This is a genomic window from Enterobacter sp. DVT3837 (genome assembly GCF_056238685.1).
This window is the reverse complement of the sequence record NZ_JBWDLA010000002.1, coordinates 417,644-428,984: the sequence shown is the minus strand read 5'-3', so window position 1 is coordinate 428,984 and position 11,341 is coordinate 417,644. Positions and strand designations below refer to the sequence as shown.

Below are 11,341 nucleotides of genomic sequence, written 5' to 3'. Positions count from 1 at the left end.
TGACTTATTCTGCAATAAAGGTACTTTTCAGGACATGAAGAAAATACTGATTATTGTTCCTGACGGCGGCATGCTGTTTGAAGCCGCCGGTATCGCTGACATTCTGATGCAGGCCAATCGACTGCATCCGGAAGGTATTTCGCATCCCCGCTATCGCATTATCATCGCCACCACGCAGCCTCACCAGGTGATCCACGGCCAGTCCGGTCTGAACCTGCTGGCGGACTATCGTCTGCCGGAACTGGACCCGCGTGAACCGCTGGATACGATTATCATCACCGGTCGCGGTATGAATGAACAGGAAAGCACCGCTGTGGTGGACTGGCTGCACCTGGCTGCGCCGCATGCGCGGCGGATAGCGTCAATTTGTGGCGGTGCGATGCTGCTGGCCCAGACGGGATTGCTCGATGGTCGTCGCGCGACCACCCACTGGCGGCTGCTGGAGACAATGCAAGCTCAGTATCCGGCTATCAGGGTCGAAAGTGGTCCGCTGTATGTTCAGGATGGTCCTGTCTGGACCTCTGGCGGCGTAAGTTCCGGGTTCGATCTGACTCTGGCACTGGTGGAAGATGACTATGGCTTTACCCTCGCCCGCGACGTGGCGCAGGATATGGTGATGTATCTGCGCCGCCCCGGTGGGCAACTGCAGTTCAGCCGTTATAGCCTTCAGCAACCCGGCGATTCTGGCCCGCTCAGTGCGTTGCAAACCTGGATCCTGCAAAACCTCACGGAAGACCTGTGCGTGGAAAATCTGGCCGGGAAAGCGGCGATGAGCCCGCGCAATTTCACCCGTGTGTTTACTCGTGAGACCGGGGTTTCTCCGGCCCGCTACGTCACTGAAGCGCGTCTGGCTGCCGCCCGACAGATGCTGGAGCAGACCCGGGATCCCCTTGAGCTTATTGCTGAGCGAACCGGGTTTGGCAGCAGTATTAATTTGCGACGCGTGTTTGAGAAACAGCTCCACCTCACACCGGGTGAGTACCGCCAGCGCTTTCATTGCCGGAAAATGGCGTAATCTGATCCTTTTTTGTCATTTACGCCATTCGACCTGACGCCTACAGTGACTCCAGACAACACAGATAAGGAGTGCACCATGGTTAAGGTCGGTATTAACGGTTTCGGCCGTATTGGACGTAATTTCCTGCGCGCGGCGCTGGGCAACGCGGATCTGCAGATCGTGGCCATTAACGATTTGACGGACAGCAAAACCCTCGCCCATCTGCTCAAACACGATTCCCTTCTCGGTACCCTGCCGGTTCCCGTTGAAGCGGCTGACGGCGCGTTGCAGGTGGATGGTCAGCGAATTACCGTATATAGCGAACGCGACCCGGCGAATATTCCGTGGCGTGATGCCGGTGTTGACGTGGTAATTGAGGCCACCGGCTTCTTTACTGAACGGGAAAAAGCGGCTGTGCATATCACCCACGGTGGCGCTAAGCGCGTTATCATCTCCGCTCCCGGAAAAAACGATGATCTGACGATAGTGATGGGGGTCAATCACGAGCAGTACGATCCTGCCCGGCATGTTGTCGTAAGCAACGGGAGTTGTACCACTAACGGCCTGGCTCCGGCTGCGCAAGTGCTACATCAACAGTTCGGGATTGAACATGGTCTGATGAACACGACCCATGCTTATACCAACAGTCAGGCGCTGCACGATCAGCCTGAAAAAGATCTGCGCGGGGCACGTGCTGCAGCCCTGTCAATCGTTCCGTACTCCAGCGGTGCGGCAAAAGCGCTGGGGAAAGTCATCCCTTCCCTGGACGGTAAACTGACCGGCTACTCCCTGCGCGTGCCGGTTCCAGTGGTATCGATTGTGGATTTAACGGTAACGCTAAGCCGTAACGTGACTGTTGAAGAGGTGAATGACGCGTTTCGTCACGCTGCCGCCAGCGGGCCACTGAAAGGCATTCTGGGATATAGCGATGAACCGCTGGTCTCCAGCGATTACCAGGGCGACCCACGCTCCTCAATTATCGACGGGCTTTCCACGCTGGTGATTGGCGGGAATATGGTGAAGATCCTGGCGTGGTATGACAACGAGTGGGGATTCTCAAACCGCCTGGTAGATCTGGCTTTGTGGATGGATAAGAAAGGGTTGTAACTCTGAAGCCGGGTAGCGATAACGCTTACCCGGCAAATTTATTACTCCGCCTTCACTCTCACACCCATAAACACAATCACCATCGCCGTCACCAGCAGGAAACCACTTCCGGCAAATACGCCGCTGGCACCGTTGAGGTCAAATACCGCCCCGCCCCCGGCCGCACCCGCACTGATTGCCAGCTGAATTGAGGCCACCAGCAACCCCCCTGCACTTTCGGCTTCATCCGGAACGGTGGTAGCAAGCCAGGTTGACCAGCCCACCGGAACCAGACCAAACGCAAAGCCCCACAACGCAACCAGGAATCCATCCAGCATCGCCAGATGACCAAACGCCACCATCGTGAGGGCGAGTACGCCCATCGCAAACGGTACCAGCGCCAGCGTCAGGCGCAGATTACGTGCCAGCAGGTGCCCGGCGACAGAGGTGCCCACAAAATTGGCGAGTCCAAAACCCAGCAGGATCAGTGAAATACTCTCAACGCTTACCTGACCTACTGTTTCCAGGAACGGACGCAGGTAGGTAAAGAAGGCAAAGTGGCCGCTGAAGATCAGGATGGTCGCCAGCATGCCGCCGATCATCCCCGGACGACGCAGCACCCGGAACAGCGTACTCAGGCTACCGCTGCTCTCCGGTTTCATGGAAGGCAGCACCCAGAGCTGCCACAGCAGCGCCAGCATACTTGGCAGAATGCAGAGAATAAAGACGTTACGCCAGCCGATCAGGCTACCCAGATAGCTTCCCAGTGGGGCAGCAACTACGGTGGCAATTGATACACTGGAGAAGATCACCGCCAGCGCTTTCGGCACTTTATCCGCAGGAACCAGACGCATCGTCGTGGCCGTCGACATCGCCCAGAATCCGCCGATGGCAACCCCCAGCAGCAATCGCCCCATCAGCAGGACGTGCAGGCTGGGCGCAAAAGCCACCAGCAGGCTGGAGATGATTTGCAGCACGGAGAAAAACATCAATACCCAGCGGCGGTCGATGTTTTTGGTGGCCGGCGTGATCAGCAATCCCGTGACCAGCGCCACCAGTGCGGTGGCGGTTACGGCCTGACCGGCCATCCCCTCACTTACCCCCAGGCTCGCAGCCATCGGCGTCAGCAAACTGGCGGGCAGAAATTCTGCCGTAATCAACCCAAACACTCCCAGCCCCAGTGAATAGACCGCTCGCCAGGCGGGTTTTGCAGGCGCGATGGCCTCTCTCGCCGCGACACATGAATTCATCTGTTGTTCTCCCGTTATTAAAATGTGACAACTGTCGCAAAAGCATAGAAGGTTCACCCTGGACGATCTATGACATATAATCTCCACTTATTGATTATTCGTCCGGAGTTGCGCCATGACCGTACAGTCACCCGACCTGATCAGCGAACTTTTACGCGGCATGCGCCTGTCAGGTGTGAAATACCGGCGCATCCAGGCCAGTGCACCGTTTGGCGTCGCGTTCCATCAGGCGCCCGGTAGGGCGCAGTTTCATTTTGTAAGCCACGGTAGCGCACTGCTGCGAATGGAGAGCGGTGCAACGTTCGAACTGAGCAGTGGTGACGCCCTTTTTATTCCTGCCGGCAATTCCCATGCCCTGCTCTCAGACGAGCAGGCGACCATTACGCCCATTAACGCCTTTCCCAGCGAGCCCATCTGCAGCTCGGTGTGTGCCATCACCTGCGAGCCCTGCCCGGAAAGCGAGAACACCATCATCTTTAGCGGGTGCATGGATTTTGAGCTGGGCGGGATGCAGCCGCTGATCAAGGCGATGCCGGAAGTGATGATGGTCAGCCGGTTGATGTCCACCTGGCCGGAGATCCATCCGTTGCTGGCGGCGATGGAGCGGGAATCCGTGGCGCGTCAGGCCGGGTACGCGGGGATCCTGGCGCGACTGGCCGACGTGGTGGCAGCGTTAATCGTACGTGGCTGGGTTGAAGGCGGCTGTGGCAAAGCCACCGGCTGGGTGCAGGTACTGCGTGACCCACGCCTGAGCCGCGCCATTTACGCTATGCACCAGCAGCCTGGCCTGAACTGGAGCGTGGCAGACCTGGCAAAAGAAGCGGGGACTTCCCGTTCTGTATTCGCAGAACGGTTTCTGGCGGCGACGGGAACTACGCCGGCAAAATATCTCAGCGAGCTGAGGATGAGGCTGGCCATTCAGTACATTCGACACGAAAATCAGCCGATTGAAACCGTCGCGCTGCGGCTGGGATACGGCTCTCTGGCGGCATTTAGCCGGGCATTTAAGCGCATTATTGGACATGCGCCGGGCACGCTGCGGGAAACCAGCCAGACGCCGGAAGAGGCCTGACCGAACAGCAATATTTAACGCGAAGCAGGCAATATTCGTCTAAGGTTTTCAGGTGATTGACAACAGCGGTCACGCTGTTTAGTGAAGACAGGAGACGAACTAATGATAAGACCTCGTACACTACGCCCTGCGTTCTTGCCCCTTGCGTTAGGCGGCGCGCTGCTCGGCGTAACGACATTGGGTTATGCCGACGATAGCCCCGCGACCCAGACAACCTCACCTGATATCTTGCTGGGCCCTCTTTTCAATGATGTGCAAAGTGCCAAACTGTTTCCCGATCAGAAAACCTTCGCTGATGCCATCCCTAAAAGCGACCCGCTAATGATTCTGGCGGATTATCGGATGCAGCACACGCAGTCCAGCTTTGACTTACGCCACTTTGTCGAGATGAACTTCACGCTCCCTGCGGAAGGGGAAAAATATGTTCCGCCTGCTGGACAAAGTTTACGTGAGCACATTGACGATCTCTGGCCCGTACTGACGCGCACCACGGATAAAGCCAGCAACATATGGGATTCCCTTCTGCCGTTACCCAAACCTTACGTGGTGCCCGGCGGGCGTTTCCGTGAGGTCTACTACTGGGACAGCTATTTCACCATGCTGGGCCTGGCGGAAAGCAATCACTGGGACAAAATCAGCGACATGGTGGATAACTTTGCGTATGAGATTGACACCTTCGGCCACATTCCCAACGGCAACCGTAGCTACTACCTGAGCCGCTCCCAGCCACCGTTTTTCTCAATGATGGTTGAGCTGCTGGCGACCCACGACAGCGATGCGCTGAAGAAATATCGTCCGCAGATGGAGAAAGAGTACGCTTACTGGATGGATGGCGTAGATGCCCTTCAGCCGGGGCAAGCCAGTAAACGGGTGGTGAAACTGGATGATGGCACTATTCTCAACCGCTACTGGGATGACCGCGATACTCCGCGCCCGGAGTCCTGGCTTGACGATGTGAATACCGCCAAAAGTAACCCTAACCGTCCCGCGACGGAGATCTACCGTGATTTACGTTCCGCTGCGGCTTCGGGCTGGGATTTTAGCTCCCGCTGGATGGACGATCCGCAAAAGCTCGGCACGATCCGGACCACCAGTATTGTGCCCGTCGATCTGAATGCCCTGATGTTCAAGATGGAAAAACTGCTGGCGCGGGCAAGCCAGGAGAGTGGCGATGCCGCCAGCGCGAGCAAATACGAAACGCTGGCAACCGCGCGTCAGAAAGCCATCGAGAGCCATCTGTGGAATGATAAAGAGGGCTGGTACGCCGATTACGATCTCAAGAGCAAAAAGGTGCGTAATCAACTCACGGCGGCAGCCCTGTTCCCACTTTACGTGAAGGCGGCGGCACAGGATCGGGCCGACAAAGTGGCAGCCGCAACCTCGTCTCGCTTGTTGAAACCGGGCGGGATTTCCACCACCACCATCAACAGTGGTCAGCAGTGGGATGCGCCAAACGGCTGGGCCCCGCTGCAGTGGGTGGCCGCGGAAGGTCTGCAGAATTACGGGCAAGAGAAGGTCTCGATGGAGGTAACCTGGCGCTTCCTGAAGAACGTTCAGCATACTTACGACCGCGAAAAGAAACTGGTCGAGAAGTATGACGTGTCGACAACCGGGACCGGTGGCGGCGGAGGCGAGTATCCGCTGCAGGACGGCTTCGGCTGGAGTAACGGCGTAACGCTGAAGATGCTGGATCGGGTGTGTCCGAAAGCGAAACCGTGTGACAGCGTGCCGGAAAATCAGCCTGCGGCAAATGATGAGGTGGCACCGGTGAAAGCGACGGCGCAGTAAGTGAGTATTGCCGGGTGGCGGCTACGCCTTACCCGGCCTACGTTTTGTACTCACCGGGCTTTGCTTAGAAACTGTAACTCGCCCCTAGCTGATACGTCCTGTCACCCCCAATCCAGCAGTTGGTCGCGTCGTAGCAGGTTAGCGTCTCTTTGTTGGTGATGTTCTGTGCGCTGGCCTTAAGCGTCAGCCCTGCCAGCGAAGGCATAATTTCCCCCATCCGGTACGAAGCCGCCAGATCGTACTGCGTTGCACCACCCAGTTTACCCGCATCGTTAGCAGGAGAGATTTCCATCGGCCCGGTGTAGCGTGCGCCCGCACCCAGCATCAACCCTTTCAACGCCGTGTTCTCAAAGGTGTAATCCCCCCAGAGATTAAAGGCATTTTCCGGCACCTGCGTTGGACGTTTCCCTTTGTACTTGTCATCTTCCGTATTGATCGCGTGGGTGTAGGCATAGTTAGCAATCAGCGTAAGGTTTTCCATCGGACGGCTGATGGCGGACAGTTCTGCCCCTTTTGATTCCACTTCCCCGGTCTGACGATAGTTCAGGAAGCCCGGATCGGAGGTGACGACGTTTTTCTGACGGATGTTAAACACCGAGGCGGTAAAGGTGGTGGCGTAGTCGGCCAGCAGATATTTTACCCCGCCTTCCACCTGCTTGCTGGTGGTCGGTTTGACGTCTTTCGCCACGAGCGTTCCCTGCGGTGACACCGGCGCAAAACCTTCTGAGTAGCTGATAAATGGCGAAATCCCGTTGTCGAAGGCGTAAAGCGCCCCCAGGCGTTTGGTAACGCGGTCCTGCGATACCCAGGCTTTATCGCCGTTTTGCAGATAGTTGGTGGTGACGGAGCGGTAATCGTCGTAGCGCAAGCTGCCCAGCAGATTGAGGCCGCCAAATTCCATCTGATCCTGCAGGTAATAACCGTTTTGCTGGTAGCTGAGACGGTTTTTCTGGGCGGTGTAGAGCCCCAGCGCGCTTTCCTGGATCTGCGAATAGTCAGGATGACGCATATCCATACCCGGCGTGGCCGACGCGTAGCGATAGTGGAAATGGGAGTTCAGCTTCTGATAGTCAAACCCGGCCAGCAGATGGTGTTTCCAGTCACCCAGCGTAACGGTTTTGGTCACCTGGTTATCGATGTTAAAGCTCTTAAGGTCTTCATCGGTGGTGTAGGCAAAGCGGTTGAGCTGGTATACCTCGCTTCCTGTCCCTGTCGCGTAGGCGCTGCGCTGGTGGGTATCAACGTCGAAATAGCGCGCTTTCTGATTAAAGCCCCAACCGCTGTCAAATTCGTGTTCGAAGCTGTAGCCCAACATCCACTGACGCTGCTTAAATCCATTCCACTCATCTCCGGCGTAATCGCGCTTGCCCGCGTATTTCGAGCGCAGGTAAGCGATCGGCAGAGGGTTAGACGGGGTCAGGCTCGGGGTATTTTGCGCCAGGGCATCCAGGGTGAGGCGGGTTTTACTGTCCGGTTGCCAGGTGACAGATGGGGCAATCAGGTAGTTTTCATACCGGGTAGTGTGCGGCTGATCGTCATTTTCCGTCGCTTTACCCAGCAGACGATAACTCCAGTCGCTGCCGGCAATTTGTCCGGTTGAGTCGAGATAGCCCTCTTTCAGATTACGGTTCCCGGTGTTAAAACCGACCTCAGTTCGGGCTTCTCGCTGCGGCTTTTTACTTTGAATATTCACCAGCCCGCCCGGCGAACCGCCGCCGTATAGGACCGATGAGGGACCTTTCAGGATATCAACGCTGTCTATTAACAGCGGATCGATGCGCGCCTTGGTGTTTCCGGTGACGTTATAGGGTAGTTGCAGCCCGTTGTAGAACTCCTGGTCAACGGTAAAGCCACGAATTTTATATTCGCTCATATAGGAGGTATTCCCCCGTACCTCCGTTGAGACGCCCGGGGCATAGCGCAGGATTTCATTCACCGAATTCGCGTGACGCTTTTCTATTTCCGGCGCAGAGAGGGTCGTGATGACCTGCGGCGTTTTACTTTCAGCAACGGCCGATTTCGTGGCGCTGTTCGTCCAGGCCGGTAGCGCGCTGCCCTGCTCTGAGCCCGTAACAACGATGGTGGATTCTTCGGCAATCGCCTGGGCCTGTAATGCCAGCGTGACGGCACCTGCCAGGGCGCACAGCGCAAAACGTGAGGTATTCATAATGTCGTCTTGTTGTTAGATACAATTAGGAACGACAATTATTATCATTTAGATTAGCAAATCAATACTCCGGTAAAAAAACGGCCCTCCGCAGAGAGCCGTTTATGTCAATTTATGCTCGTCGCAGTAACCTGAATATGACCAGCACCACAATGGCACCCACGACAGCGACCAGAAAACTGTGCAGGTCGAAACCACTTATGTTGCCTCCAAAGCCAAACATCGTCGCCAGCCAGCCGCCCACAACCGCACCAACGACCCCGAGTACACAGGTCAAAATAAAACCGCCACCATCACGCCCCGGCATGATCAGTTTGGCAATAGCGCCGGCAATTAGACCAAAGATAATCCAGGCGATGATACCCATAGCGATGCCCTCTTGCAGGTTTAACGCGTGCGCAGAAAACCTTCTGCACAGCTAACTTAAGTATAGGTCATCGCCGGAAAACCATTTTCATCTCACCGACTTATCTTTGCTTAAACAGGCAAAAAAAACTCACCGGTTTGTATTAAGTTTCATTGTTGATTGCCGATAACGCTAAGACAGTCTGTCATCTTTCAAGGAGCCATCCGGCGTGAGTCATTACAGTGAGCAGTTCCTCAAGCAAAATCCGCTGGCTGTATTAGGGGTATTACGCGACCTGCAAAAAGGCGAAGTGCCGCTGCGCATCAGTTGGTCGAATAATCAGTTCATCAGCAAGATCCTTGATGCCTCGCAGGAGCGGCTGGTTATCGACCTGGGCAGTCAGGAGTATGAAAACCGTGCCGCACTGAAAGCGGAAAATATCGCAGTGATGGCCGAAACTCAGGGTGCGAAAGTTGAGTTTGTGCTGCCACGACTGGAACTGAGTGAATACCAGGGGCTTCCTGCTTTTGTTACGCCTCTTCCCACCAATCTCTGGTTTGTCCAGCGTCGTGAGTATTTCCGCATCAGCGCTCCACTTCAGCCAGCCTATTTTTGTAAGGCCAAAATGCCTGACAAAAAAGAGATCCGTTTCCGCCTCTTCGATCTGTCTCTGGGCGGTATGGGCGCGCTGATGGATACCGCGACTCCTGAGGGATTGGTTGAAGGCATGCGCTTTACCCAGATAGAACTGGATATGGGAGGCTGGGGTCGCTTTTATTTTGATGCACAGCTGATTGCCATCAGCGATCGCAAAGTCGTAGACAGCAAAAATGAAACTATCACTACGCCACGCCTGAGCTTCCGTTTCCTTAACGTGGGGCCCGGCGCAGAGCGCGAGCTTCAGCGTATTATCTATTCACTGGAGCGGGAAGCGCGGCAACGCGCCAATAAAGTTCTGTGAGAAAAGTCGGGCAGCGTAACCGCCGCCCGTCTACGGCATTACATAGCATCCATCGCTTTCTGAACTTTCCAGATATAACGAGGTGCCTGTGGTGCCGGGTGATTCTTAGCTACATGCTCAAAGAACTCATCTTTGTCCATACCATTAATTTCTGCTATCGCCTCTTTCCGGTCAGAGGAGAAGGTTCTGAGCAACGCGCCGGCACCGTTTACATAAGACACCACCAGCGCATACTGCATCACTTCCGGGTCCTGAATCCCCTTCAGCACCCCATGCTCCATAATGCTCAGGTAGGCGGTCCCCATCGAAATGTTGCGTTCCGGGTTCTTCAGCTCACTGGTCGACGGCTGCCCGCTCCAGCCCATGTAACGGTAGACCTCTTTTCCCGCCGTTGACGCTTTAAGCTGCATCAGCCCCACCGCGTTGGATTTGCTGACGAGCGTTGGATTACCGCCGGACTCCACCGCAATAATCGCCGTGATCAGTCGTGGACTAACGCCCCAGGCCTTTCCGGCTTGTTCACTGATCGGCATCCACTGCATGGCCCGTTTTACGGGCACTTCAGGGTTCCAGGGCGGGTTTTGATAATCATGTTTTGAACTACAGCCAGCAAGCAACACAATCAAAAAAGCAAACCATCTCAATTTCACGTCATCTATCCTTATAGCCGGTCATCGCGGTGCGCCGCCTCTTGAAGCAGGCGGCGTATAAGCGGCATGATATAGACAATTAGTTTCTCATTCAGCAAGGAATTGCCATGTCTCAGTTTCATCTCATCGCGCCCTCGGGTTACTGCATTAACCAGGACGCGGCACAACGGGGCGTTCAGCGCTTGCTGGAATCCGGCCATCAGGTAGAAAATCAGACGATTATCCCCCGCCGTCTTCAGCGTTTTGCCGGAACGGAAGCGCAGAGGCTGAATGATATCAATAGTCTGGTGAACCTGAAGGGCGAAAACCAGATTGTGCTCGCGGTGCGCGGGGGATACGGTGCGAGCCGCTTACTGGAGAGTATCGACTGGCAAGGGCTGGCGCAGCGCCAGCTGCAGGATCCGCTGCTGATCTGCGGACACAGCGATTTCACGGCGATCCAGCTTGGGCTGCTGGCCTTGCATAACGTCATCACCTTCAGCGGCCCGATGCTGGCGGGTAATTTCGGTGCGCCGGAGCTGGACCCCTTCACCCAGGAGCATTTCTGGCGCGCGCTGCGTAATCCCACCTACAGCGTGGAGTGGCAAGGCAATGGGCCGTACTGGGAATGTGAAGGCCAGCTCTGGGGCGGCAACCTGGCGATGCTGGTCTCGCTGATTGGTACGCCGTGGCTACCGCAAATTGAGGACGGCATTCTGGTGCTGGAAGATATCAACGAACATCCGTTCCGCGTTGAGCGTATGTTATTGCAGCTTTATCACGCCGGGATCCTCGAACGTCAGTCCGCGATTGTACTGGGCAGTTTTAGCGGCTCAGCACCGAATGATTATGACGCGGGTTATTCTCTTGAGACTATGGTCGACTTCATTCGCTCGCGGCTGGATATCCCGGTTATTACGGGGCTGGATTTTGGCCATGAGCAGCAGACTGTGACCCTGGCGCTGGGCGCACACGCCGCCCTGATTCATGATGATTCAGGCAGTCGACTAACCATCAGCGGCCATCCTGTCATAAAGGCATAAAA

The 11,341-nt window shown here is 55.8% G+C and carries 10 protein-coding genes; 6 read left to right on the top strand and 4 right to left on the bottom strand.

Going from position 1 to position 11,341, the window contains the following annotated elements:
* Window positions 1-34: 34 nt before the first annotated feature.
* Together AC0XWG_RS16940 and gap are read left to right on the top strand one after the other, a co-directional pair.
* Window positions 35-1,015 carry a GlxA family transcriptional regulator gene (locus AC0XWG_RS16940; RefSeq protein ID WP_475680846.1) on the top strand — a complete coding sequence of 327 codons (981 nt, stop codon included), beginning with the start codon at window positions 35-37 and terminating at the stop codon, window positions 1,013-1,015.
* A gap of 78 nt (window positions 1,016-1,093) precedes the next feature.
* Window positions 1,094-2,104 (top strand): type I glyceraldehyde-3-phosphate dehydrogenase, encoded by a 1,011-nt coding sequence (gene gap, locus AC0XWG_RS16935; protein ID WP_049008573.1) that lies wholly within the window; start codon window positions 1,094-1,096, stop codon window positions 2,102-2,104.
* 41 nt (window positions 2,105-2,145) lie between these two features.
* Here gap and AC0XWG_RS16930 read toward each other — a convergent pair whose 3' ends face one another.
* Window positions 2,146-3,333 carry an MFS transporter gene (locus tag AC0XWG_RS16930; RefSeq protein WP_049008571.1) on the bottom strand — a complete coding sequence of 396 codons (1,188 nt, stop codon included), beginning with the start codon at window positions 3,331-3,333 and terminating at the stop codon, window positions 2,146-2,148.
* A gap of 115 nt (window positions 3,334-3,448) precedes the next feature.
* Between AC0XWG_RS16930 and AC0XWG_RS16925 the strand changes: the two genes are divergently transcribed.
* The gene (locus tag AC0XWG_RS16925) at window positions 3,449-4,405 is read left to right on the top strand and encodes an AraC family transcriptional regulator (protein WP_128347543.1); all 957 of its coding nucleotides are present in this window, start codon (window positions 3,449-3,451) and stop codon (window positions 4,403-4,405) included.
* A 102-nt stretch (window positions 4,406-4,507) separates the two neighbouring features.
* Window positions 4,508-6,193: an alpha,alpha-trehalase gene (locus AC0XWG_RS16920; protein WP_475680845.1), complete on the top strand. Its 1,686-nt coding sequence runs from the start codon at window positions 4,508-4,510 to the stop codon at window positions 6,191-6,193.
* A gap of 64 nt (window positions 6,194-6,257) precedes the next feature.
* On the opposite strand, the gene AC0XWG_RS16915 is transcribed toward AC0XWG_RS16920, so the two are convergent.
* Both AC0XWG_RS16915 and AC0XWG_RS16910 read right to left on the bottom strand, forming a co-directional pair.
* The gene (locus AC0XWG_RS16915; RefSeq protein WP_475680844.1) at window positions 6,258-8,360 is read right to left on the bottom strand and encodes a TonB-dependent siderophore receptor; all 2,103 of its coding nucleotides are present in this window, start codon (window positions 8,358-8,360) and stop codon (window positions 6,258-6,260) included.
* Between the two features lie 112 nt (window positions 8,361-8,472).
* Complete coding sequence (locus AC0XWG_RS16910) at window positions 8,473-8,727, bottom strand: GlsB/YeaQ/YmgE family stress response membrane protein (RefSeq protein WP_049008565.1); 255 nt, start codon at window positions 8,725-8,727, stop codon at window positions 8,473-8,475.
* Between the two features lie 208 nt (window positions 8,728-8,935).
* Here AC0XWG_RS16910 and ycgR point away from each other — a divergent pair, with 208 nt between their 5' ends.
* Entirely contained in the window at window positions 8,936-9,667 is a 732-nt protein-coding gene (ycgR, locus tag AC0XWG_RS16905) for a flagellar brake protein YcgR (protein WP_028018693.1), read from the top strand.
* Window positions 9,668-9,705: 38 nt separating this feature from the next.
* On the opposite strand, the gene emtA is transcribed toward ycgR, so the two are convergent.
* A complete protein-coding gene (emtA, locus tag AC0XWG_RS16900) occupies window positions 9,706-10,317 on the bottom strand; it encodes a membrane-bound lytic murein transglycosylase EmtA (RefSeq protein WP_028018692.1) in 612 nt (203 codons plus the stop codon).
* A 107-nt stretch (window positions 10,318-10,424) separates the two neighbouring features.
* Between emtA and ldcA the strand changes: the two genes are divergently transcribed.
* The gene (gene ldcA / locus AC0XWG_RS16895) at window positions 10,425-11,339 is read left to right on the top strand and encodes a muramoyltetrapeptide carboxypeptidase (RefSeq protein ID WP_049008564.1); all 915 of its coding nucleotides are present in this window, start codon (window positions 10,425-10,427) and stop codon (window positions 11,337-11,339) included.
* Window positions 11,340-11,341 lie beyond the last annotated feature (2 nt).

What these genes read in the sequence shown, in the direction of transcription:
- AC0XWG_RS16910 (WP_049008565.1), bottom strand. Translation starts at nt 8,727, where the DNA reads ATGGGTATCATCGCCTGGATTATCTTTGGTCTAATTGCCGGCGCTATT.
- ldcA (WP_049008564.1), top strand. Translation starts at nt 10,425, where the DNA reads ATGTCTCAGTTTCATCTCATCGCGCCCTCGGGTTACTGCATTAACCAG.
- AC0XWG_RS16930 (WP_049008571.1), bottom strand. Translation starts at nt 3,333, where the DNA reads ATGAATTCATGTGTCGCGGCGAGAGAGGCCATCGCGCCTGCAAAACCC.
- AC0XWG_RS16925 (WP_128347543.1), top strand. Translation starts at nt 3,449, where the DNA reads ATGACCGTACAGTCACCCGACCTGATCAGCGAACTTTTACGCGGCATG.
- AC0XWG_RS16940 (WP_475680846.1), top strand. Translation starts at nt 35, where the DNA reads ATGAAGAAAATACTGATTATTGTTCCTGACGGCGGCATGCTGTTTGAA.
- AC0XWG_RS16915 (WP_475680844.1), bottom strand. Translation starts at nt 8,360, where the DNA reads ATGAATACCTCACGTTTTGCGCTGTGCGCCCTGGCAGGTGCCGTCACG.
- AC0XWG_RS16920 (WP_475680845.1), top strand. Translation starts at nt 4,508, where the DNA reads ATGATAAGACCTCGTACACTACGCCCTGCGTTCTTGCCCCTTGCGTTA.
- gap (WP_049008573.1), top strand. Translation starts at nt 1,094, where the DNA reads ATGGTTAAGGTCGGTATTAACGGTTTCGGCCGTATTGGACGTAATTTC.